At 71.4% G+C, this 23,595-nt stretch carries 18 protein-coding genes and 1 pseudogene; 7 read left to right on the top strand and 12 right to left on the bottom strand.

The genetic code is table 11. From position 1 onward, the window contains the following. Positions 1 to 23: 23 nt before the first annotated feature. Positions 24 to 422 carry a MerR family transcriptional regulator gene (locus QMF80_RS00935; protein WP_283448637.1) on the bottom strand — a complete coding sequence of 133 codons (399 nt, stop codon included), beginning with the start codon at positions 420 to 422 and terminating at the stop codon, positions 24 to 26. A 395-nt stretch (positions 423 to 817) separates the two neighbouring features. On the opposite strand from QMF80_RS00935, the gene QMF80_RS00930 reads away from it, so the two are divergent. Then, positions 818 to 1,441: an XRE family transcriptional regulator gene (locus tag QMF80_RS00930; RefSeq protein WP_502962734.1), complete on the top strand. Its 624-nt coding sequence runs from the start codon at positions 818 to 820 to the stop codon at positions 1,439 to 1,441. Between the two features lie 227 nt (positions 1,442 to 1,668). Here QMF80_RS00930 and QMF80_RS00925 read toward each other — a convergent pair whose 3' ends face one another. Further along, positions 1,669 to 2,694 (bottom strand): ATP-dependent 6-phosphofructokinase, encoded by a 1,026-nt coding sequence (locus QMF80_RS00925; protein ID WP_283448634.1) that lies wholly within the window; start codon positions 2,692 to 2,694, stop codon positions 1,669 to 1,671. 268 nt (positions 2,695 to 2,962) lie between these two features. On the opposite strand from QMF80_RS00925, the pseudogene pta reads away from it, so the two are divergent. The 3 genes and pseudogenes from pta (at position 2,963) to pyk (ending at position 7,892) form a co-directional block, all read left to right on the top strand. Beyond that, positions 2,963 to 5,125, top strand: a pseudogene (gene pta, locus QMF80_RS00920) (phosphate acetyltransferase). A 58-nt stretch (positions 5,126 to 5,183) separates the two neighbouring features. Continuing rightward, positions 5,184 to 6,398, top strand: a complete 1,215-nt coding sequence (locus QMF80_RS00915; RefSeq protein WP_283448632.1) for an acetate kinase — start codon at positions 5,184 to 5,186, stop codon at positions 6,396 to 6,398. Between the two features lie 63 nt (positions 6,399 to 6,461). Then, positions 6,462 to 7,892, top strand: a complete 1,431-nt coding sequence (pyk, locus tag QMF80_RS00910) for a pyruvate kinase (protein WP_283448631.1) — start codon at positions 6,462 to 6,464, stop codon at positions 7,890 to 7,892. A 156-nt stretch (positions 7,893 to 8,048) separates the two neighbouring features. Here pyk and QMF80_RS00905 read toward each other — a convergent pair whose 3' ends face one another. From QMF80_RS00905 to QMF80_RS00890, 4 genes are all read right to left on the bottom strand, one after another. After that, complete coding sequence (locus tag QMF80_RS00905) at positions 8,049 to 9,368, bottom strand: hypothetical protein (protein ID WP_283448630.1); 1,320 nt, start codon at positions 9,366 to 9,368, stop codon at positions 8,049 to 8,051. After that, positions 9,358 to 9,864, bottom strand: a complete 507-nt coding sequence (locus QMF80_RS00900) for a DUF6114 domain-containing protein (RefSeq protein WP_283448629.1) — start codon at positions 9,862 to 9,864, stop codon at positions 9,358 to 9,360. Before QMF80_RS00900 ends, QMF80_RS00905 begins: the two co-directional genes overlap by 11 nt. 116 nt (positions 9,865 to 9,980) lie before the next feature. After that, positions 9,981 to 10,628 (bottom strand): DUF6230 family protein, encoded by a 648-nt coding sequence (locus QMF80_RS00895; RefSeq protein WP_283448628.1) that lies wholly within the window; start codon positions 10,626 to 10,628, stop codon positions 9,981 to 9,983. A gap of 597 nt (positions 10,629 to 11,225) precedes the next feature. Further along, positions 11,226 to 12,227, bottom strand: a complete 1,002-nt coding sequence (locus tag QMF80_RS00890; protein ID WP_283448626.1) for a tetratricopeptide repeat protein — start codon at positions 12,225 to 12,227, stop codon at positions 11,226 to 11,228. Between the two features lie 220 nt (positions 12,228 to 12,447). Between QMF80_RS00890 and QMF80_RS00885 the strand changes: the two genes are divergently transcribed. Continuing rightward, on the top strand, positions 12,448 to 13,083 hold the full coding sequence (locus tag QMF80_RS00885) for a TetR/AcrR family transcriptional regulator (RefSeq protein WP_283448624.1): 636 nt from the start codon (positions 12,448 to 12,450) through the stop codon (positions 13,081 to 13,083). A 108-nt stretch (positions 13,084 to 13,191) separates the two neighbouring features. On the opposite strand, the gene icmA is transcribed toward QMF80_RS00885, so the two are convergent. The 4 genes from icmA to QMF80_RS00865 form a co-directional block, all read right to left on the bottom strand. Continuing rightward, a complete protein-coding gene (gene icmA / locus QMF80_RS00880; RefSeq protein WP_283448622.1) occupies positions 13,192 to 14,892 on the bottom strand; it encodes a coenzyme B12-dependent isobutyryl-CoA mutase large subunit in 1,701 nt (566 codons plus the stop codon). Positions 14,893 to 14,997: 105 nt separating this feature from the next. Continuing rightward, a complete protein-coding gene (locus tag QMF80_RS00875) occupies positions 14,998 to 15,333 on the bottom strand; it encodes a DUF3817 domain-containing protein (RefSeq protein ID WP_283448620.1) in 336 nt (111 codons plus the stop codon). A gap of 130 nt (positions 15,334 to 15,463) precedes the next feature. Further along, positions 15,464 to 15,973 (bottom strand): MarR family winged helix-turn-helix transcriptional regulator, encoded by a 510-nt coding sequence (locus QMF80_RS00870; RefSeq protein ID WP_283448618.1) that lies wholly within the window; start codon positions 15,971 to 15,973, stop codon positions 15,464 to 15,466. A gap of 21 nt (positions 15,974 to 15,994) precedes the next feature. Beyond that, entirely contained in the window at positions 15,995 to 17,254 is a 1,260-nt protein-coding gene (locus QMF80_RS00865; protein ID WP_283448616.1) for an MFS transporter, read from the bottom strand. Between the two features lie 328 nt (positions 17,255 to 17,582). Between QMF80_RS00865 and QMF80_RS00860 the strand changes: the two genes are divergently transcribed. Then, a complete protein-coding gene (locus QMF80_RS00860; RefSeq protein WP_283448614.1) occupies positions 17,583 to 18,578 on the top strand; it encodes an ArsR/SmtB family transcription factor in 996 nt (331 codons plus the stop codon). Positions 18,579 to 18,649: 71 nt separating this feature from the next. Beyond that, the gene (locus tag QMF80_RS00855) at positions 18,650 to 19,669 is read left to right on the top strand and encodes a glycoside hydrolase family 6 protein (RefSeq protein WP_283448612.1); all 1,020 of its coding nucleotides are present in this window, start codon (positions 18,650 to 18,652) and stop codon (positions 19,667 to 19,669) included. Positions 19,670 to 19,687: 18 nt separating this feature from the next. Here QMF80_RS00855 and glxA read toward each other — a convergent pair whose 3' ends face one another. Together glxA and QMF80_RS00845 are read right to left on the bottom strand one after the other, a co-directional pair. Further along, complete coding sequence (glxA, locus tag QMF80_RS00850) at positions 19,688 to 21,676, bottom strand: radical copper oxidase GlxA (RefSeq protein ID WP_283448611.1); 1,989 nt, start codon at positions 21,674 to 21,676, stop codon at positions 19,688 to 19,690. 3 nt (positions 21,677 to 21,679) lie between these two features. Continuing rightward, a complete protein-coding gene (locus QMF80_RS00845; protein WP_283448609.1) occupies positions 21,680 to 23,476 on the bottom strand; it encodes a glycosyltransferase family 2 protein in 1,797 nt (598 codons plus the stop codon). Positions 23,477 to 23,595: the final 119 nt, after the last annotated feature.

The raw sequence follows: 23,595 nt of genomic DNA, 5'->3' as shown, positions 1-23,595 counted from the left end.
CCGTCCTCGGCCGCCGCGGGCCGTCAGTTTCCGGCGGTGGTCTCGCAGCGCGGGGCGGCCGCCTCACCGGCGGCCTCCTCGGCGGTCGCCAGCTGCCGCGCGACCTGGTCGCGCACATCGGCGAGCCTGCCGATCAGCCCGTCCAGCTCGGCGAGCTTGCGGCGGTAGACGGCGAGCGAGGCGGGACAGGCGTCCCCGGCCGGGTGGCCGGCGCGCAGGCAGTCCACGAAGGGACGGGTCTCCTCCAGCTCGAAGCCGAAGTCCTGGAGCACCCGGATCTCGCGCAGCAGCCGCAGGTCGTCCTCGCCGTAGGTGCGGTACCCGTTGCCGGTCCGCCGGGCGGGCAGCAGCCCCCGGTCCTCGTAGTAGCGCAGGGCCCGGGTCGTGGTGCCGGCCCGCTCCGCCAGTTCGCCGATTCGCATGGGCCGACCGTAAGGGTTGACGCCGACGTCAAGGCAAGGGAGGGGTGTCGGGGGCCCTCGTCACCCCCGTGTACGAGGGCCCCCGTCTGGTTCACGACGGTGTGGCTGAAGTGGTTCATGAGACGTGACGGGGTGTGACGGGTTTCACTTCGGAAGGGCGCGTAGGCTTGGCTTGAACCAGACCCCTGTTTTTGGGCCTTCGCACTATCCGATTACCGGACGGTCGCCCAAAAACCGGACGTAATACCCGAACATCGTAGGAGGATCCTACGAGTTGTGGGCTTGTTTGAACGGTCTGTAGTCGCCAACCCCTTTCGGCTCCTACGGTGTGGCTCGTGCACTCCAGCCCCCCTTTCAATGCCCCCGCCGCCCGCCGCCTGCGGGCTGCCCTGGGCATGGCGCCCGGCCACGTCGCCTACGGCCTGCGCGCCCAGTACGGACTGCTCGTCGCTCCCGAGACCGTCATGGCCTGGGAGCGGGGCGAGATCCCGCCGAACTCGGCCGAACTGACCGCCCTCGCGGGCGTGCTGTGGTGTTCCCCCGCCGAGCTGTTGGCCGAGCCCGTCACCCTGCGGGAGCACCGCATCGCGCGCGGCGTCGCGCCCGAGGAGCTGGCCCGGCGGATCGGGCTGGAGGCCGGTGCCTACCAGAAGATGGAGGACACCGGCCGCTGGAAGGGCAACGACCGCCAGTCCAGCACCCTCGCCCAGGTCCTGGGGCTGACGGCCGCCCAGTTCGTGACCGCCACCGGCAAGCAGGACGAGCTGGCGGAGCTGCTGCGCAACGCGGTGACGACGCGCTGGCAGGCGTACGTGAAACCGCTGGCCAAGCTGCTCCCGGTGGCCAAGCCCCAGTTGGAGCGGGCCCTGGAGCTGCTGCACCAGGACTACCAGTCCCGGATGGTGGCCACCTTGAGCTGGGGCGGCGCGGGCGGGGACGCGGGCAGCGGGGACGCCGGGCGCGAGTTCCTGGCGGACATCGTGGACCGCTTCTGGGGCCTGGTCCAAGAGGGCCGGTAGCCACGAGCCGCCCGTCGGCGGCCTGCACGCGCGAAAGGCCCCGGCCGGGTCCCCGGAGGAGGACTCGATCGGGGCCTTTCGGCGGCGGGACCGGGGACGCAGGTCCCGTGGGACCGGCCGGAGGACCGGGGCCGCGGGCCGCGTTCCTGGTGCCGCGTCGGGCAACGTTCGCCGCGTCGCGGCGTCCGGCACGCGCCCTTGACGGGCAGACACTGCCCGACGCGGCACTAGAAGACCGACTCGGCCTCGTACATCCGGTCGTCCGGGACGGTCTTCAGCTCGGTGACGGCCTCGGCCAGCGGGGCCATCACGATCTCGGTGCCGCGCAGGGCGGTCATGTTGCCGAAGGCGCCGTTGTGGACGGCCTCCACCGCGTGCCAGCCGAAACGGGTCGCGAGGACGCGGTCGTAGGCCGTCGGGGTGCCGCCGCGCTGGACGTGGCCGAGAATGACCGGGCGGGCCTCCTTGCCCAGGCGCCGCTCCAGCTCGACGGCCAGGCGGTTGCCGATCCCGGCGAAGCGCTCGTGACCGTACTGGTCGATCGCGCCCTTCTCGTACGGCATGGACCCCTCGGCCGGGTGCGCGCCCTCGGCGACACAGACGACCGCGAACTTCTTGCCGCGCGCGAACCGCTCCTCCACCATCTTCACCAGGGCGTCCACCTCGAAGGGGCGCTCCGGCAGGCAGATCCCGTGGGCGCCGCCGGCCATGCCGGACTCCAGGGCGATCCAGCCCGCGTGCCGGCCCATGACCTCGACGACCATCACGCGCTGGTGGGACTCGGCGGTGGTCTTGAGGCGGTCGATCGCCTCGGTGGCCACCATGACGGCGGTGTCGAAACCGAAGGTGCGGTCCGTGGAGGAGATGTCGTTGTCGATGGTCTTGGGTACGCCGACCACCGGCATGCCCGCGTCCGAGAGCATCCGGGCGGCGGTCAGGGTGCCTTCGCCGCCGATCGGGATGAGCGCGTCGAGCTCGTACCGCTGCGCCAGCTCCGCCGCGTTCTCGGCGGCTTCGTGCAGCCGGGCGCGCTCCATCCGGGCTGAGCCGAGAATCGTTCCGCCGCGCGCCAGAATGCCACTGACGGCATTGATGTCGAGGGGGCGGTAATGACCGTCGAGGAGGCCCTTGAAGCCGTCTTCGAAGCCGATGACTTCGTCGCCGTGTCCGACCACGGCACGGTGTACGACCGACCGGATGACAGCGTTCAGGCCCGGGCAGTCGCCGCCTGCGGTGAGAACTCCGATACGCATCGTGCTGTGTCTCCTGCTCCTGGTCGTACCTGACGGTCCGCGTGCGGGCGGACCGTCGTACATATGAAGGGCGTATTGATGAAGCCTGTCCGATTGTTCCACGGGCCGCGAGCGGGGCGCGCTACCAGCCGTGCCCCCCGTCAGGCCTTTGGACCCTTACGGACGGGCCCTTTTCCTGGCGGGTGCCCTATCCATCAGCAGAGGTATTGTCAAGAGGGCAAGCCCGTACTAAATGGGTAAAATGACCGAACATGGACGGAGAGCACGCGTGACGCGCAGCGTGTACGTGACCGGCATCGACCGGGGGGACGGCCGACAGGTCATCGAGCTCGGCCTCATGGAGCTGCTGACCCGCCAGACGGGCCGGGTGGGTGTCTACCGCCCCCTGCTGCACGACGGACCCGACCGGCTCTTCGACCTCCTCAAAGCCCGCTACAGGCTCGACCAGGACCCCTCCACCGCCTTCGGCATGGAGTACCACGAGGCCTCCGCACTGCTCGCCGAGAAGGGCGCCGACGAACTGGTCTCCCAGCTCGTGGACGGCTACCACCGGGCGGCCCGCGACTACGAGGTCGTGCTGGTCCTCGGCACCGACTACGCCGACACCAACCTCCCCGACGAACTGGCGCTCAACGCCCGCCTCGCCAACGAACTCGGCGCGGTCGTCGTCCCCGTCGTGGGCGGCACCAAGCAGACCGCCGAATCGGTGCGCGCCGAGACCCGCAACGCCTACCGCGCCTACGAGAGCCTCGGCTGCGAGGTCGTGGCCGTGGTCGTCAACCGGGTGGCCGCCGAGGACCGCGAGGTGATAGCCGAGCGGCTGACCGCCCGGCTGCCCGTGCCCTGCTACGTCCTGCCGGACGACAAGACCCTCGCCGCGCCCACGGTCGCCCAGATCACCCGGGCGCTGGGGGGCGAGGTGCTGCTCGGCGACGAGGCCGGGCTGGCCCGCGACGCCGTGGACTTCGTCTTCGGCGGCGCGATGCTGCCGAACTTCCTGAACGCCCTGACCCCGGGCTGCCTGGTCGTCACCCCCGGGGACCGCTCCGACCTGGTCATCGGCGCGCTCGCCGCGCACACCTCCGGCACCCCGCCGATCGCCGGGGTGCTGCTGACCCTGGGCGAGCGCCCCGGCTAGGACATCCTGACCCTGGCCTCGAAGCTGGCGCCGGGCACCCCGGTGGTCTCCGTCGCGGGCAACAGCTTCCCGATCGCCGCCGAACTCTTCGCGCTGCAGAGCCGCCTGAACTCCGCGACCCCGCGCAAGCTGGAGACCGCGCTCGGCCTCTTCGAGCGGCACGTGGACACCGCCGAGCTGCGCGACCGGATCTCGGTGGCCCGCTCCACCCGGGTCACCCCGATGATGTTCGAGCACGAGCTGCTGGAGCAGGCCCGCGCCGAGCGGCGCCGGGTGGTGCTGCCCGAGGGCACCGAGGACCGGGTGCTGCGCGCCGCCGACGTGGTGCTGCGCCGGGGCGTGTGCGACCTGACCCTGCTGGGCAACGAACAGGCGATCCTGAAGAAGGCCGCCGACCTCGGCATCGACATCTCGGCCGCGCAGCTGATCGACCCGGCCACCTCCCCGCTGCGGGAACGGTTCGCCGAGTACTACGCCAAGGCCCGCGCCCACAAGGGCATGACCGTCGAGCTGGCCAACGACGTGGTCACCGACGTCAACTACTTCGGGACCCTGATGGTCCAGGAGGGCCTGGCCGACGGCATGGTCTCCGGTTCGGTGCACTCCACCGCCGCGACCATCCGCCCCGCCTTCGAGATCATCAAGACCAACGCAGCCGCGCGCAGGGGGTCCCCCCGGACGGAGTCTGGGGGAGCGTCAGGCGGGGTGGCGGCGGGCGACGGGAGCGCCAAGCCCGAGGCGTCCATCGTCTCCTCGGTCTTCTTCATGTGCCTGGCCGACAAGGTCCTCGTCTACGGCGACTGCGCCGTGAACCCGGACCCCAACGCCGAGCAGCTCGCCGACATCGCCGTCCAGTCGGCCGCCACCGCCGCCGCCTTCGGCGTCGAGCCGCGGATCGCGATGCTCTCGTACTCCACCGGCACCTCCGGCTCCGGCGCGGACGTCGACAAGGTCCGCAAGGCCACCGAGCTCGTCCGCGCGCGGTGCCCCGGCCTGGCCGTCGAGGGCCCGATCCAGTACGACGCCGCCGTCGAGCCGTCCGTGGCCGCGACCAAGCTGCCGGGCTCCGAGGTGGCCGGGCGGGCGACCGTACTGATCTTCCCGGACCTGAACACCGGCAACAACACCTACAAGGCCGTGCAGCGCTCCGCGGGCGCCGTCGCGGTCGGCCCGGTCCTGCAGGGCCTGCGCAAGCCGGTCAACGACCTCTCGCGCGGGGCACTGGTCCAGGACATCGTCACCACCGTGGCGATCACCGCGATCCAGGCCCAGACCAAGCCGGCCGCCGGCTGACCCCCCGTACGACCACCCCAGCTCCCCCGGCTCCCCCACACGAGAAGGTTCCGCACCCGTGACCGCATCGCGCGTACTCGTCCTCAACTCCGGCTCCTCGTCGGTCAAGTACCAGCTGCTCGACATGGCGGACCGGTCCCGCCTGGCCGTGGGCCTGGTCGAGCGCATCGGCGAGCAGATCTCCCGGCTGGTGCACGAGCCGCTCACCGGGCCGGGCGCGGAGGGCGGCAAGCGCGAGACCGTCGGCCCGATCGCGGACCACCGGGCCGCCCTGGAGGCCGTCGCGGCCGAGCTGGCCGCCGACGGCATGGGCCTGGACTCCCCCGAACTGGCCGCCGTCGGACACCGGGTGGTGCACGGCGGGACGAAGTTCACCCAGCCGACCGTCATCGACGACGAGGTGCTCGCGGAGATCCGCGCCCTGATCCCGCTCGCGCCGCTGCACAACCCGGCGAACGTGACCGGCATCGAGGTGGCCCGCGGGCTGCGCGGCGACCTCCCCCAGATCGCGGTCTTCGACACCGCCTTCCACTCGACCATGCCGGAGCACGTGGCGCGGTACGCGATCGACGCCGCGACCGCCGAGAAGTACTCCATCCGGCGGTACGGGTTCCACGGCACCTCCCACGCGTACGTGTCCCGGGCGACCGCCGCCCTGCTGGGCAAGGCCGTCGAGGACGTGAACGTCATCGTGCTGCACCTGGGCAACGGCGCCTCGGCCTCGGCCGTGCGCGGCGGGGTGTGCGTGGAGACCTCCATGGGCCTGACCCCGCTGGAGGGTCTGATCATGGGTACCCGCTCCGGGGACCTCGATCCGGCGGTGGTCTTCCACCTGGCGCGGGTGGGCGGCCTCTCGGTGGATGAGATCGATTCGCTCCTGAACAAGAAGAGCGGTCTGCTGGGCATGTGCGGGGACAACGACATGCGGGAGGTGCTGCGGCGCGCGGGCGAGGGCGAGGAGCCGGCCGCGGTCGCCTTCGCGGCGTACGTCCACCGCCTGAAGAAGTACATCGGCGCCTACTCGGCCGTGCTCGGCCGGGTGGACGCCGTGGTGTTCACGGCCGGGGTCGGCGAGAACGCCCACCAGGTGCGGGAAGCTGCCGTGGACGGTCTGGCCGAGCTGGGGCTCGCGCTGGACCTGGAGGCCAACGCGACGCGCTCGCCGGAGCCGCGGCTGATCTCCGCGGAGTACGCGCGGGTGGCGGTCGCGGTGGTCCCCACGGACGAGGAACTGGAGATCGCCACCCAGGCCTACGAGCTGGTTACCCAGTAGTTCACTTGGACTTTCCACCAGACGGAATATTCCACTACGAAACAAACCGATAGGATCCGCTCCATGCGCCGTTCCAAAATTGTCTGCACGCTGGGCCCCGCCGTCGACTCGTATGAGCAGCTGAAAGCGCTCATCGAGGCAGGTATGAACGTGGCCCGATTCAACTTCAGCCACGGATCCCAGGCAGAACACCAGGAGCGGTACGACCGCGTCCGGCAGGTCTCCGAGGACACCGGGCGTGCGGTCGGCGTCCTCGCCGACCTCCAGGGTCCCAAGATCCGTCTGGAAACCTTCGCCGAGGGCCCCGTCGAGCTGGTGCGCGGTGACGAGTTCACCATCACCACCGAGGACGTCCCGGGTGACAAGTCCATCTGCGGCACCACCTACAAGGGTCTGCCGGGTGACGTCTCCAAGGGCGACCAGATCCTGATCAACGACGGCAACGTCGAGCTGCGGGTGACCTCGGTCGAGGGCCCGCAGGTCAAGACCATCGTCATCGAGGGCGGTGTCATCTCGGACCACAAGGGCATCAACCTGCCGGGTACCGCCGTCAACGTCCCCGCCCTGTCCGAGAAGGACGTGGACGACCTCCGCTTCGCCCTGCGGATGGGCTGCGACATGGTCGCCCTGTCCTTCGTCCGTGACGCCAACGACGTCAAGGACGTCCACAAGGTCATGGACGAGGAGGGCCGCCGGGTCCCCGTCATCGCCAAGGTCGAGAAGCCGCAGGCGGTCGCGAACATGGAGGCCGTCGTCGACGCCTTCGACGCGGTCATGGTGGCCCGTGGTGACCTGGCCGTCGAGTACCCGCTCGAAAAGGTCCCGATGGTCCAGAAGCGGCTCATCGAAATGTGCCGCCGCAACGCCAAGCCGGTGATCGTCGCGACCCAGATGATGGAGTCGATGATCACCAACTCGCGGCCGACCCGCGCCGAGGCCTCCGACGTCGCGAACGCCATCCTCGACGGCGCCGACGCGGTCATGCTGTCGGCCGAGTCCTCGGTCGGCGCCTACCCGATCGAGACCGTCAAGACGATGTCGAAGATCGTCGTGGCGGCCGAGGAGGAGCTGCTCTCCAAGGGCCTCCAGCCGCTGGTGCCGGGCAAGAAGCCGCGCACCCAGGGCGGCTCCGTCGCCCGCGCGGCCTGCGAGATCGCGGACTTCCTCGACGGCAAGGCCCTGGTCGCCTTCACCCACTCCGGTGACACGGCCCGCCGCCTGTCGCGCTACCGCGCGGCCCAGCCGATCCTGGCCTTCACCACCGACGAGAGCACCCGCAACCAGCTCTCGCTGAGCTGGGGCGTCGAGTCGTACGTCGTTCCGCGCGTGGACAACACGGACGCGATGGTCGACCTGGTGGACGACGAGCTGCTCAAGCTCGGGCGCTACAACCAGGGCGACACCATGATCATCACGGCCGGTTCGCCCCCCGGTGTCCCGGGCACGACCAACATGGTCCGCGTCCACCACCTCGGTGGGGACGCCCGCGTCTGATCCCGTCGCGTTCCGCGCCACCGCGCGGCGAAACGCCGAGGGCGGCGCCCCGGGTCCGTGAGAGGACCGGGGCGCCGCCCTCGGCGTGTGACCGGCGGACGGCCGACGGGTGCGTCGGCGCGGGAGCCGGGCGAGTGCCTGCTCCGGCGGGGGTGCCTACTCCGGCGGGCCGATGTAGTTGTGCAGGCCCGGGACGGTGAGGTCGCCGCCGAACTGCCCCGCCTGGACGACCTTGACGTTCGTGAAGAACGCGAAGGGGACGTTCAGCGGCGGCGGCGTGTTCGGGGTGAACTCGATCGGGATCAGCCCGAAGAGGTTGCCCTTGAGGCTCTCGGTGTACATCGTCACCGTGCCGCCGCGGATCGTGGACGTGGAGCCCGGACGGGACTTGAGGTGGGCGACGTTCCCGCTCGTTCCGACCGTCTGGTAGAGGTCCTTGATGTCGAGCGAGTCCGCGGTGAACTTGAGGACCTTCTTGGTGTGACCGCCCGCCGTCTTCACCTCGACGATCCCCGCGTAGTCCAGGCCGTAGAGGGTCAGCAGGGAGCTGTCGAGGTACCAGGGCTCGTCCGGCAGGAGCGGGATGCCCGGCTCCAGCCGAGCGTTGGCCAGGGCCTTGGCGTCGAGCGTCGGGCAGGGGAACGGGGTCTTCCCGTCCAGCGTCTTGCCGTCCGCCGCCGTGCCCTTGTCGGCCTTCTCCTTGTCCGCGGCCGCCTTGGCGTCCTCGGCCTTCTCCTGGTCGGTCCTGCCCGTCTCGTCCTTCGGGGTCTTCGCGGTGTCCTTGACGTCCTGCGGCAGCTCCGAGACGGAGACGCCCGCCTTGTTCGCCGCCTCGCGGATCGGGTCCGCCGCCGGGTCGGGGGTCTGCTTCCCGCCCGCGGGGGCACTGGGCGCGGGCACCGGGGCGGCCGGGACCTCGGTGTCCCTGAGGGGCTTGCCCAGCTCGTCGAAGAAGTCCTTGACCTTGTCGCCCAGCCCCAGCGGGTCCAGCGGGTTCGGGGGCGCGGACGCCGACGGGGAAGCGCTCGCGGACGGCTGGGCGGCCGGGATCCCCTGCTTCGCCGACTGCGCCGCGTCCGGCTTGGGCGCGGGCTTGGACGCCGAGGAGGAGGCCGAGGGCTTGGGCAGCACCGGTACGCCCGCCGAGGGAGACGCACTGGGCGACGCACTCGGGGACGGACGCGTGGAGGCCGAGGCCGAGGCCGACGGGGAAGGGGATTCGGTGGGCTCGTCGGACCGCGTGACGCACGGTCCGGGCGCGAACGGAATCTCCTTGTCGTCCGCCAGGGCCATCTTCGGCGCCATGCCCATCCCGACGAACACGGCGGTCGGCATGGCCGCCAGCGCCATCGTCTTGCCGACGGGTATCTGGAGCTTGGTCAGCAGCGACTTCCTGGGCGCCGCGTGGCGCGGGCCCTTTCTCTCACGGGCCTCTCCGCCAGGGGCCAGGGCCCGTTGCGTATCGTCACCCCGCACTGTTCCTCCCGCCATCGGCGTGGGCAGTCGTCTCGGAAGCGTGGTCCGTGTCCGTCTCGCGGGGAGCGGGCAGCTTGACCTCGGTGTCCACGGGCACACCGGGTACCCAGGCCAGCGCGAGGCCGCCGCCGATCAGAGCGAACAGGAAGCCCAGCAGGAAGCCTCCGATGTTCGACACCGGCAGGGACACCAGACCCAGCAGGATCGTGGCGACACCGGCGAAGATCCGGATGGTCTGCTGGAACCAGAGGGCGAACCCGAGCGTGACCAGCAGGACACCGATGATCAGTGAGCCCGCCCCGGCCGTCGTCGCCATGGCGATCGTGATGTTGCCCAACCGGACATCCGCATACGGGAAGTACGCGATCGGGATCCCGCCCAGCAGCGTGAACAGCCCCGCCCAGAAGGGCCGGGCGCCGCGCCAGGCGCGGAACTGGTACCAGAGCACCGTGAGCGGGTGGTCGTCTGCCGGGGATACGGGGGCCTCGGGGTACATGGACAACAGCTCCCTGAAAACGGTCGTACGGAGAACTACGTGGAGCGCCCGGACGGGCGGACGGGGCGGCGGTGGGGCCACCGCGCCCGCCCGTCCGGTTCAAGCCGCCGGACGGACTACTTGGCGTCCTGGTAGCACGGCTGGTCGCCGCTGAGCAGGCGCAGCTTGAGGTCCGGCAGCGTGAAGGTGCCCGCCGTCGTCGCCCATGCCTTCTGCCGGACGTTGGTCAGCGTGGCCTTCTTCGCGCGCTGCGAGAAGAGGGCTCCGTCCGCCAGCGTGCCGGGCTGCGCCTTGGTGGTGTGGCTCGCGTCACCGGCCGCGACACCGATGTCGAGCTGCTCGAACTTGGCGTCCGCGTCCAGCTCGGCGACATCGAGGTAGATGTTCTCCGCGACGGCGGGACGGCCCTTGTTGCCCGTCCGCAGCTGCAGGGTGATGTTGCCGAGACCGGGCACCGGGGTGACCAGGGACTGGCACATGTTGGTGATCTCGGCGTGACTGAACCCGGAGATGGTGACCGGGTGGTACGCGTCCTTCTTGTCGTCGCCGAGGGTCTTGCCCTTGGCCACGCTGCCGTACTGGATCAGGTTGTCACCGACGAGCTCGTCGGCCGACACCTTGAAGTCCTGGCCCGAGACGCTGAAGGACGCCGCGAGAGCACCCTGCGCCAGACCCACACCCACCGCGGCGGTGGCCGCGATGCTCGGGACCATGACGAGAGCGAAGCGCTTCCATCTGGTACCACCACGAACCTGGGAAATCATGTTGGTCCTCCTCATCGGACGTACATCTCCGGTCCGGGCCCTGCCCGTCCTGGGATGGGAGAAGTGCTACGTCCTCGGGAAGGAGCGCAGGCGACCGTGCCACGGCTGTGCCGCGAGAGGAACACCGGCGATCACCCCCGAGCGACAACCACTGGGCCACGCGTTCGCGCAACCTGACGGGGACAGGCACCACCGGGTACGGCGGCGACCCCCCTGTCCCACGGCCGGTGCCACTGCCACCGGCCGGCCCGGTGGGGACCCATCCGCGCTGTCCGGCTGACCGGCGCTGCGGGATGGACCGAGCGTGGCCGATCGTTGTCCATTCCAGGCCAGGGCACAAGGGGGTTCGTTACTGGCGGGTAACGGCTGGATAACCTGCGTGCGACACCGCGCCGTCGGGCAGCAACACAGGGTGTCACCCATGGCCACGACAGAACGGTGGAAGAGCGAACCAACCGGACAGTTCACGGGGTTCGGCTTACTGCGAGTAACAGCGGCCGCGATTACCAAGTTTTGGTAAAATGCGACCGCTGTTTGCCTCGGTGTCAACAAATCGCCGGTGGTCCACCGGCATGCGAGCGAGCGGGGGCCGCGGCCCTAGAAGAGCACCCGCGCGAGCGCCGTGCGCGCCGCCGAGACCCGGGGGTCGTCCGCCCCGATGACCTCGAACAGCTCCAGCAGCCGCACCCGTACCGCGTCCCGGTCGTCGCCCGCCGTGACGCGGACCGCGTCCACCAGCCGCCCGAAGGCGTCCTCGACGTGACCGCCGACCAGGTCCAGGTCGGCCGCGGCGATCTGCGCCGCCGGATCGGCCGGGTTCGCGGCCGCCGTCTCGCGCACCTGCTGCGGGTTCATGTGCTGCACCCGCGCGAGGAGTTCGGCCTGCGCGAGCCCGAGCTTGGCCTCGCTGTTGGCCGGGTCGTCGGCCAGGACGTTCTTGTACGCCTGGACGGCTCCGCCCAGGTCACCCGCGTCCAGTGCCACGACGGCCGCTTCGAGCAGCGCGTCGTACGGACCGGCGGGCTCCTCGCCCACCTCGGCGGAGCCACCCGCGGGGGCGCCCGCCGCGGACGGGTCCACCACGATGCCGGTGAGGCCGTAGCGCTCCTCGGCGACCTGGATCAGCTGGCCGAGGGTCTCGCGGATCTGCTGCTCGGGCACCGCACCCTGGAACAGCGGCAGCGCCTGCCCGGCGACCACCGCGAACACGGCGGGAATACCCTGGACGCCGAACTGCTGCATCAGCATCTGGTTGGCGTCGACGTCGATCTTGGCCAGGACGAGGCGGCCGTCGGCCCCGGTGACCAGGCGCTCCAGCACGGGGCTGAGCTGCTTGCACGGTTCGCACCACTCGGCCCAGAAGTCGATGACGACCGGTACCTGGTGGGACAGTTCGAGCACGTCGAGTTCGAAACCGGCCTCGTCGACATCGATGACGAGCGCGGACGGCGGCGCGGCACCGGCGGGCGCGGACCCGCCGCCGCCGTCCTGCCGGGCCGCTGCCGCGCGCGCCTGTTCGGCCTTCGCCTTGGCCTCGCCGGCCGCCTTCACCGCGGCGAGGTCGACGACGCCGCTCATGGACATGTTTCTGGGCTGCATGCGTACATCCTCCCCCGTGTGCGCGCGCCGACGAAAAGGCCTCGTGAAATACGTCGTAAAACTGGCGCCGGGTCCCCACCTGGCGCCGTAGCTTCGCGTGGTTGTCGCTCTTACGCTACGAGCCGTAGCGTAACTCCCCACGCCCCCTCCCGCCCCGTGATCTGAACCACACCGCGAGGGGCCGTCGCGGTTCCCCTACTGACCGGTATGGTCACCGTCCATGCGCAACCCCGTCTCCGGCCCAGGCCGCACCGGCCGCCCCCGCAGCGCCGCGGCGGACGCCGCGATCCTCGCCGCCACCCGGGACGCGCTGGTGGAACTGGGCTGGTCGAAGCTCACGATGGGCGACGTCTCGGCCCGCGCGGGGGTCGCCAAGACCACCCTCTACCGCCGCTGGGCGGGCAAGAACGAACTGGTCGTGGACGCGGTCGCGGAACTCTTCGACGCCCTCGAACTCCCCGACCGCGGCTCGCTCCAGGCCGACATCGAGTACGTCGTCCTCAGCTTCGCGGAGCTGCTGCGGCGTCCGGAGGCCCGTACGGCCCTCATGGCGGTGGTCGCCGAGTCCACCCGGGACGAGGCGCTGCGTGACCGGATCCGGTCGGCCATCGTGGACCGGCAGAAACGTCTCGTCGTACTGGGCCGGGCCCGCGCCCAGGCCCGCGGGGAACTTCCGTACGAGGAGGACCCGCACGCCGCCGGGCACACCACTGACCTGATCTTCGACGTCATCGCGGGCACCGTCGTGCACCGCGCCCTGGTCAGCGCGGAGCCGGTGGACGAGGTCTGGGCGGCCTCCTTCAGCGCCCTGCTGATGCACGGCCTGCTGGGCGCCGCCGGGACCGCGACGCCCTGACCCCGCCGTCGGCGGCGCGGGCGGCCGGGAACGCCGAAGGGCCGGCCGGCGGCCCGTAGCCACGCCGTCGACCGGCCCTCCCGTGCTGTGCTGAGCGGTGCGGTGCGGTCAGAAGCCGGGCGGCTCCGTGTACGTGCCCCACTCGTCCCGCAGGACGTTGCAGATCTCGCCGAGCGTCGCCTCGGCCCGTACGGCGTCCAGCATGGCCGGGACCATGTTCGACCCGTCCCGCGCCGCCGCGAGCATCGCGTCGAGCCCGGCCCGTACCTTCGCGTCGTCGCGGCGGCCCTTGCGCTCCGCCAGTTCGCGGACCTGGACCGTCTCCACCTCGTGGCTGACCCGCATGATCTCCAGATCGCCGGTGACGGAGCCGTGGTGCACATTGACGCCGACGACCCGCTTGTCGCCCTTCTCCAGCGAGCGCTGGTACTGGAAGGCCGACTCGGCGATCTCCCCGGTGAACCAGCCGTCCTCGATGCCGCGCAGGATCCCGGACGTGACCGGCCCGATCGGGTGCTGCCCGTTCGGGTGGGCCCGCAGCCCGCGCTCCTTGATCTGGTCGAAGATCTTCTCGGCCTCGGCCTCGATCCGGTCGGTGAGCTGCTCGACGTACCAGGCACCGCCGAGCGGGTCGGCCACATTGGCCACCCCGGTCTCCTCCATCAGCACCTGCTGCGTGCGCAGCGCGATCTCGGCGGCCTGCTCGCTCGGCAGCGCGAGGGTCTCGTCGAGGGCGTTGGTGTGCAGGGAGTTGGTGCCCCCGAGGACCGCCGCGAGGGCCTCCACGGCGGTGCGCACCACGTTGTTGTACGGCTGCTGGGCGGTCAGGGAGACCCCGGCCGTCTGGGTGTGGAAGCGCAGCCACATCGACTTGTCGGACTTCGCGCCGTACACCTCCTTCATCCAGCGCGCCCAGATCCGGCGGGCGGCGCGGAATTTGGCGATCTCCTCGAAGAAGTCGAGGTGCGCGTCGAAGAAGAAGGACAGGCCGGGCGCGAAGACGTCCACGTCCATGCCGCGCGAGAGGCCGAGCTCGACGTAGCCGAAGCCGTCGGCGAGGGTGTACGCCAGCTCCTGCGCGGCCGTCGCCCCGGCCTCGCGGATGTGGTAGCCGGAGACGGAGAGCGGCTTGTAGGCGGGGATGCCCTCGGCGCAGTACTCCATGAGGTCACCGATGAGGCGCAGGTGCGGCTCGGGCTCGAAGAGCCACTCCTTCTGGGCGATGTACTCCTTGAAGATGTCGGTCTGCAGCGTGCCGTTGAGCACGGCCGGATCGACGCCCTGGCGCTCGGCGGCGACCAGGTACATGCAGAAGGCGGGCACGGCGGGCCCGCTGATGGTCATCGAGGTGGTGACGTCGCCGAGCGGAATGTCCTTGAAGAGGACCTCCATGTCGGCGGCGGAGTCGATGGCGACCCCGCAGTGCCCGACCTCGCCGAGGGCGCGCGCGTCGTCGGAGTCGCGGCCCATCAGGGTGGGCATGTCGAAGGCGACCGAGAGGCCGCCGCCGCCCGCGGCCAGGATCATCTTGTAGCGCTCGTTGGTCTGCTCGGCGTTGCCGAACCCGGCGAACTGCCGGATCGTCCAGGTCCGGCCTCGGTAGCCGGTGGCGTGCAGGCCCCGGGTGTAGGGGTACTCCCCGGGCCAGCCGATGCGCTCGAATCCCTCGTAGGTGTCGCCGGGGCGGGGCCCGTACACCGGTTCGACATCGTCGCCGGAGAGCGTGGTGAAGTCGGCCTCGCGCTTGCGGGCCTTGTCGTAACGGGCCTGCCAGCGAAGGCGGCCTTGCTCGATGGCGTTGGCGTCCATGCGTCGAATTTACTAGGACGTCCTAGTAAATGTCGATGGCCAACCCCGGGAAGTCGTCCCGGGGTGGGGTTCTTCGAGCGCGGCTCCAGTTCTGGAGCGCGGTGCTCAGGCCTTGGCGGTGGCGGCCACGGGGGCGCCGGTGACCAGGGGCTCGATCTCGGCGCGGACCTTGCGCTCGACGAAGAACGCGGCGAGCGGGATGGTGCCGGAGAGCATGACCCACAGCAGCTTTCCGAAGGGCCACTTGGCCTTGGAGCCGAGGTCGAAGGCGAAGACCAGGTAGATCATGAAGAGCACGCCGTGGGCCTGGGAGACCACGAAGGTCAGGTCCGCGCCCTTGTCGAAGCCGTACTTGAAAATCATGCAGGTGCACAGCACCAGCAGCATCACTGCGGTGGCAAAGGCCATCACCCGGTAGCGGGTCAGCACGCTTCGTTTCATGGATACGAGCGTAACCGCCCGAATAATCCCCGCGGACGCGGGGAGCGGCCCAGCGCCCGGCACCGGGTGAGCAGCCTCTTGGGGTCGCCCCCGCAGCGGCGGGGAGCAGCGCGCCGACCCGACGCCCGGCCTACTTCTCGTCGAAGTCGGCGGCGGCCACACGCAGGGGGCGGAGCATCGCGAAGATCTCCGCGCACTCCTCCGCGTCGTAGGCGCCCAGGCCGAACTCCGCCGTCATCAGGTCCCGGGTCGCCGCCTCGACGACCTCGCGCCCCTTCTCGGTGATCGAGGCGAGCGTGCCGCGGCCGTCGTTCGGGTTGGGGCGCTTGTCGACCAGACCGGAGCGGACCAGGCGGTCCACGGTGTTCGTCACCGACGTCGGGTGCACCATCAGCCGCTCGCCGATCTTCGACATCGGCAGCTCACCGGCCTTGGAGAAGGTCAGCAGGACCAGCGCCTCGTAGCGCGCGAAGGTCAGCCCGTACGGCTTCACCACCGCGTCGACCTCGCCGAGCAGGATCTGGTGCGCCCGCATGATCGAGGTGATCGCGGCCATCGAGGGCACCGGTCCCCAGCGCCGCTGCCAGAGTTCGTCGGCGCGCGCGATGGGGTCGAAGGGGAGACTGAGCGGCTTGGGCACGGACCAGACCCTACCCGCCGGTCATTTGACGGCGGGGGCCGTCTCACTCTTCGGTTCCTCCGGCTCCCGGACGCTCCGCGGGGCGGTCGCGCGCAGCTCCGTCAGGAGGTACAGCACGCAGCCCGTGCCGATCACTCCCGACGCGGTGACCACCCCGTGGACCGGCAGGAACTCGGCCGCGAGCCCGGCGAGGGCCATGCCGACGCCCTGGAGGGTCATCAGGCCGGTGCTCAGCAGGGTCATGGCCCGGCCGCGCAGCTCGTCGGGGACCGCGTCCACGTACCACTGGTCGAGGCCCAGGGTGTAGGCGTTGGCCAGCCCGACGGCCACCAGCAGGCCCAGCAGGAGGGCCACCCCGGGCTGGACGGCGTACCCGAGCAGCGGGAGCAGACCGACGGCGGCCAGCGGGGCCACGATGCGGGAGCGGGTGGCGGGGCCGAGGGCGGAGCCCGCCCACAGTTCGCCGACGATGGTGCCGACGGGCATGGCGCACATGAGGAGGCCGACCACGGCGGTGCTCGCCCCGATGTGATCGGCGTACGGCGCCATCAGGGCCTCCGGTACGACGACGAACAGCGGCGGCAGCCAGAACATCAGGGTGATCGCACGGAGCCTGCGCTCGCCGAAGACGGCGCGTACGGCGGCCGGCGGGGAGGTACGGGCGGCCCCCGCGGCCCGGGCCGGGCGGGCGCGGGTGCCGAAGCGCAGCAGCAGGGCCGAGCCGACGAAGGTGACGGCCGTGATCGCTATCGCGCCGCGCGGGGAGACGGCGGTGAGCAGGATCCCGCCGACGCCGAAGCCGATGAGCTGGGCGCTCTGGGCCACCATCCGCAGCAGGGAACGGCCGAGGACGAAGGCGTCGCCGTCGCCGAGGATGTCGGCGAGGGAGGCGTTGCGGGTGCCCTGGAAAAGGGGGGCGACGAAGGCCATGGCGCAGCGCAGCACGAACAGCGCGGCGAGCGGGGTCCCCGGCAGCACCATCGCGGCGGCGCAGGCGGCGCAGACGAGGTCGCACGCGACGAGCACCCGGCGGGCGGGCCTGCGGTCGGCGAGCCCGGCGAGGAGGGTGCCGCCGAGGACGTAGGGCAGGAAGCCGAGGGCGAAGGTGAGCGCGCTGAGGAGGGGGGATCCGGTGGTGCGGAAGACGAGGACGGTGAGCGAGATCTCGGCGACGACGAGGCCGAGGACGGACATGAGGTGGGCGGCGAAGACGGGCCGGAACTCGCGGACGCGGAAGGCGGCGGAGTAGCCGGGGGTGGGGGCGGGGAGTGCGGAGGCCATGCGTCGCAGCGTGCCGGGGCTACGCTGTTCCCCCCAGTGATTCGCCCCCACCCGAATCTCCCGGGGCGCCCCCCGGGGGCGGCCGTCTTCAGCCCCGCCGGCGTTGGGGCGCGGACCCGGGCGGCCACCCCAAGCCCCGCCGGCGATTGAGGCGCGGGCCCGGGCGGCGCCCGGCGGCACCGGCTCCGTAGCCGGGTGCAGGCCGCCCCGCCCTCCGGGGGCGCCTCAAACGCCGGCGGGGCTGAGATTGCCGCCGCGCGGCACCGCGCCCCCGGGCGGGGCAGGGGGTGCCCCCGGAGGGGGTGTACGGAAGGAGACAGGGAGACGCATGGCGTTTCACTACCGGTTCGGGCCCGCCGATCTGTTGCGGTGCCGGTTCGCGATCTCGCCGCGCTGGGAGACGGCCGAGGCCGTCCGTACGCTCAAGCTGCCCGCCCGGCAGGGCTACCACCTGCCCTGGCTGCACGGCATCCGCGACGCCGCCGCCCACCTCGACCTGCGCCCCCTGTGGCTGCTCATGCCCCGCCGCGGCCACAACCCGGACTTCCTCAGCCCCGCCCCCCGCGGCCCCGCCGTCACCTTCGAGGAGGAGCTGGCCCGGGTCCGCGCGGCGGATCCGCTCGCGGCCCGGGAGGAGATCCGCACCTCCCTCGCCTGCACCCCCGGCGCGCTGGAGAGCGAGACCGGCCGGGCCCTGCTGGCCGACCCCGAGCGCGCCGTCCAGGTGCTGGCCGACCTCATCGAGCAGGCCTGGCACGCTCTGGTCGCCCCGCACTGGCCCCGGCTGCGGGCCATCCTGGAGGCCGACGTCCTCTTCCACTCGCGCCGCCTCGCCGCGGGCGGCCTGGCCGAGCTGTTCGACGGGCTGCACCCGGACCTCCGCTGGTCCGACGGCACGCTCACCCTCGCCCGCCGCTCCCACCACGACCGCGTCCTCGGCGGCCAGGGCCTGGTGCTGATGCCGAGCGCCTTCGTCTGGCCCGAGGTGGTCGGCGGTTTCGACGCCCCCTGGCAGCCGACCGTGATCTATCCGGTGCGCGGGATCGGCGCGCTGTGGTCGCGGGCGGCGGAGGAGACCCCGGTGGCCCTGGCCCGGCTGCTGGGGCGGGCGCGGGCCGACGTACTGTGCGCGCTGCGCGAACCGGCGACGACGTCCGCGCTGGCCCACCGGCTGGGCCTGGCGCCGTCCTCCGTGTCGGCGCACCTGAAGGCCTTGCGCGGTGCGGGCCTGCTGGAAGCGCGCCGCCACCGCCACCAGGTGTTCTACGAACGCACCCCGCTGGGGATCGCGCTGGCCACGGGGGCGCCCCCGGCGGTGTCGTGAACCCCCGGCTACTGTCCGTCATGTCACGATGTCCCGGTCCGCCGCCCGCCCCGCCGTCCCGAGGAATCCGGATGCCAGGCCGCAGCCGCATCACCACCCTGACCACCCTCGCCCTGCTGCCGCTGGCGGTCACCGCCGCCTGCTCCTCGGCCGAGTCGGACACCGTGCCCGCCCGGACCCAGGCGGCCGCCCCCGCCGACGCGGAGGCCGCCGGTTCGCCGTTCTGGGTGGATCCGCGCAGCGACGCGGCCCGCCAGGTCACCGCCTGGGAGGCGCAGGGCCGCAACAGCGACGCCCAGGCGCTGCGCAGGATCTCGGACCAGCCGATGGCGCTGTGGGGGCCCGGGGACGATCCGGGTCCGGAGATCCGGCGGGCGGTGGACGGGGCCCGCGCGACGAAGCGGACGGTGGTCCTGACGGCCTACAACATCCCGTACCGCGACTGCGGCCAGCACTCGGCGGGCGGGGCGCCGGACGCGACGGCCTACCGCGGCTGGATCGGCGCCTTCGCCGACAACATCGGCGACGCGAGGGCCATCGTCATCCTGGAGCCGGACGCCGTCCCGCACATCGTGGACGGCTGCACCCAGGCCGACCACCACGACGAGCGCTACCGGCTGCTGTCGGAGGCCATCGACCGGCTGAAGCGGAACAAGAACACGAAGGTCTATCTGGACGCGGGCAATCCGGCCTGGATCCCGGATCCGATGAAACTGGTCGAGCCGCTCTACAAGGCCGGCATCGACCGCGCCGACGGCTTCTCGCTCAATGTGTCCAACTTCCAGCCGGACGCGGTGGGGCGGTCGTACGGCGCCGCCCTGTCCAAGGGCACCAGGGGCAAGCACTTCGTCTACGACACCAGCCGCAACGGCGACGGCCCGCTGCCCGGCAACCGGCCGCAGGCCTGGTGCAATCCCCCGGGCCGGGCGCTGGGCGCGCGGCCCACCGACCGTACCGGGGATCCGCTGATCGACGCGTACCTGTGGATCAAGCGGCCCGGGGAGTCCGACGGCCCCTGCCGGGGCGGCCCGGAGGCGGGCCGCTGGTGGCCGGACTACGCCCTCGGGCTGGCCCGGCGCGCGAAGGAGTAGCCGCGGCCGGGCCCGGGCTCACTCCGCGGTCGAGGGCGTCGCCGTACTCGGCGCCTGGACCTGGATCCACTTGGCCACCGACGGGGTCCCGTCGGCGTCGGTCACGAACAGCATGTACCAGCCGGGCGGTACGAGCGTGGGGTCGCCCGGCACCTCGACGGTGACCGCGTCCTTCGTCCGGCTCAGGCCGAGTTCGACGGAGCGCTGCTCCACGTCGGTGGAGTGGGTGACCGCGCTGGGCCGCATCAGCCGGGCCCGTACGATCCGCCCCGGGTCCGCCGCCCCGAAGGTGGCCCGGCCTCCGGGTGCGACCTGCGCCGGCCCCGCGCCGAGGGCGGGCCGCAGCGCCGGGTCCCGGTGGAGGTAGGGCGGGCTGTAGACCTCCAGCCGGTGTTCGAACGTGCCGAGCCTGGTGTTGTCCTTGTCCGCGAAGAGCGGGTCGGAGCCGAAGGTGGCCACCCGTCCGTCGGGCAGCAGCAGCGCCTCGGAGTGGTAGTTCCGGCCGACGGCGGGGTCGGCGGCGGCGACGAAGGTGTCGGTGCGCGGGTAGTAGAACTGCGCCTTGTGGATGTCGCTGGCGCCCCGGCCCCGGTAGTCGGTGGAGCCGCCGGTGGTGAAGACCGAGTCGTCCGGGAGCAGGACGCTGCTGAGGTAGCGGGTGCCCCGGGGCAGCCGGGCGGTGGAGCGGAAGACGGGGTTCTCCTCCTTGAGGTCGATCACGGCGGTGCGGCCGGTGGAGAGCTTGGACTCGCCCACCCCGCCGCCGCCGAGCACCATCACCTTCTGGTCCTGGGCGGGGGGCAGCAGTACGGAGGAGGAGGTTTCCAGCTGGTCGGGGTCGGTGAGTCCGCCGACCTTCTTGAACTCGTTCTTCGCCAGGTCCCACAGGCCGGGGGCGCGGCCCTTGTCCTTGGGCCCGTAGCCCGCGTTGGAGCCGGTGAAGAGGAGCTTGCCGCCCCGGGTCAGGAAGAGGGCGGGGTAGGTGGGGAAGTAGTGGAAGGGACCCTTGGCCCACTTCTTCGTCCGCGGGTCGTAGACCTCGTTGTCTCCGGGGACCACGTCGCCGACGTCGTTGAGGCCGGAGACGGCGAGCACCCTGCCGTCCTGGAGGCCGACGAGAGTCGGGTACCAGCGGGCGTCCTTCATGGGGTCGACGGGTACGTACTTCTCGGCGCGGGGGTCGAACTCGTAGGCCGACTTGATCCCCTGGAAGTCCTGTTTGACGGTGCTGAGCCGCTCGGCGAGTCCGTAGACGTTGTCGGCCCGCTTGCCCTTGAGGCCGACGACCTCGTACTGCGCGGCCTCGGTGGTGAGTCCTTCGCGGCCCTCGCGTACGGCTTCCACGAAGACCCGCGTCTCGGCGGCGGTGATCTTGGTGCGCCAGGGCCGCATCCGGCCGCCCTGCCCGTAGCCGACCTCGAACTCGCGCTTCGCCTTCGGCACGGTGACGTCGAAGCGGGAGACGTACTCGACCCCGGACGGGGAACGGAAACGGGTGCCCTTCTTGAGGGTGACGGCCTGGTCGGGGCTCTCGTTCTTGACCCGCATGCCGCCGCCCGCCCGGGTGACCTTGCCGTCGAGCACCTCGTAGCGGGCGGTTCCGCCCGCCACCAGCAGCCGCCCGTCGGGGAGTTGGGCGTGGCCGGAGCAGAAGAAGTCCTCGGGGGTGGGGATCTTCTTGAAGGTGTCGTTCGAGGGGTCCCAGAGGACGGTGTCGAAGGTGCCCTTGTCGAAGTTGCGCTGGTTGTTGCCGGATCCGGCGATCAGCAGCACCTTGCCGGTGCGCAGCAGCGCGGCGTGCATCGCGTTGATCCTGTACTGGCGGGGCAGGCCGATGAGGTCCCAGGAGCCGTACTGGATCTTGTAGCTGGACTGGGAGATCTTGTACGCGTGGTACGTGTCCCCGGCGAAGGAGAGGGTGGCGGGGGCGTTGAGCGCCACCAGGACGAAGGCCGCGCCCGTGCCCAGGACCGTCTTCTTGAACCTCTTCGAGGGGCGGTAGGCCATGGGTCAGTTACCTCCGGTGGTCGTGGCGAAGGCGGGCTCCGGTTCTTCCCCGGGCTCGGCCGCAGCGCCCGCGTCCTCGGCCCGGCGGCGCGACCCCGCCCCGGCGCGGGCCCGCTCGCGGCGCACGCGCAGCAGGCCCGCGCTCCATACGGCGAGCGGGGCGAAGGTGACGCACAGGGCGAGCACCGCCCAGGTCCGCATCGCCGCGTGGGTGTGGCCGTAGCGGACCGAGGCGGCGAGGGAGGCGATCAGTACGAGCGCCCAGAAGAGGTGGATCCGGAAGGTCGACAGCCGGTCCGGGCTGGCGTCGCCACCCTTGGGGGTGACGACGAAGCGGCCCCGGGTGCGCAGGACCGCCGAGCAGAGGGACTTCAGGTAGACGGGGGCGCAGATCGCGGACATCGCCATCCCGGCCAGGCCGCCGGAGCCCTCGGGTTCGTGGGGCGAGACGTTGTGGCGGCGGTTCCACAGGTAGAGGCCGACCTGGAGGGCGGCGGCGTCGGTGTAGAGCATCAGCCAGACCTCGGAGGAGACCTGGGTGCCGGAGGCGCCGAACCACAGGAACAGGACGCAGCTGAGGACGCCGAGCAGCCAGTTCACGGCGGTCATCGGGTAGTAGAGCAGCATCAGCGTGTAGTTGAGCCAGCGCCCCGGGGGCATCCGGAAGAAGCTCTTCCAGTACTGCCGGAAGAGGGTCTCGTAGGTCCCGCGCGACCAGCGCAGCTGCTGGGTGAAGAAGTCGGTCCAAGAGGCCGGGCCCTCGCCGACGGCCAGGACGTCCGGGGTGTAGACGGAACGCCAGAACCGCCCGGTGGCGGGGTTGCGGCGGCGGTGCAGCTCGAAGCCGGTGGCCATGTCCTCGGTGATGGAGTCGTACAGCCCGCCGACCTGGCGCAGGGCGGTGATCCGTACGGCGTTGTTGGTGCCGACGAACATGGGGGCGCCGTAGCGGTTGCCCGCGCGCTGGATCAGCGCGTGGAAGAGGTACTGCTGGGACTCGGCGGCCTTGGTGACGGACCCGGTGTAGTTCCCGTAGACCTGCGGTCCGACGACGAAGGCGATGTCCGGGTCGCGGAAGTAACCGAGCATCCGCTCCAGGAAGTTGGGCGTCGGGACGTGGTCAGTATCGACGGAGGCGAAGAAGTCGTAGTCCCCGCCGTGCCGGGCCAGCCAGGAGTTGTAGTTGCCGTGCTTGGTCCTCGCCCGGTGGGCGCCCTCGCGGGTGTTCCACTCGGGTATGCCCTTGCGGGTGAAGTGGCGTACGCCGAGTTCCGCGCACAGCTCCCTGGCGGCGGGGTCGTCACCCTCGTCGAGGAGCCAGATGTCGAGCGGGCCGTCGTGCCGGACGCGCACCGCGCCCTGGAGGGTGGCCCGGGCCATGGCCAGGGGTTCCTTGCCGGGCACGTAGGTGGTCAGGAACGCCACCCGGGTGCCGGGCCGGGCCGGCACCGGGACCGGGTCGCGGGCGACCATCGCGGCGTGGGCGATGGCGACCACGTTGACCAGCATGAAGAACATGATCAGCGCGATGGACACGAGCATCACGGCGTCGAGGCGGACGAGCCAGCGCTCGCCGCCCTCGCGGACGGTCCGGTGGGTCGGCCAGAGGAGGTAGAGGAGCAGCACGGCGGACAGCGCGGGCGCGAGCGTCATGAGCGCGACGGCCCGTATTCGGTGCGGCTCGCGCGCCAGCAGGGAGCGGTACCGCACCCGGTAGGCGCCGGTCGGGCCGGGTTCGGGCTCCGCGAACGGACCGGCGAGACGGCTGTGGGTCTCGTAGTCGAAGCCTTCCGGCCGCACGGTCCCTCCTGTGCTCGTTCCTGAGACTGATATCCCTACGAAAAAGGACAATCTCCGGCATGGCGAGCGGGAATCGGCCGAGCGAGCGGTTCTTGCCCGCTTCCCGGCCGCAGGGCCGT

This window comes from Streptomyces sp. G-G2 (assembly GCF_030063135.1).
Taxonomy (GTDB): Bacteria; Actinomycetota; Actinomycetes; order Streptomycetales; family Streptomycetaceae; genus Streptomyces.
Note: the sequence above shows the minus strand (reverse complement) of the source record. Positions and strands in the feature narration are given on the sequence as shown.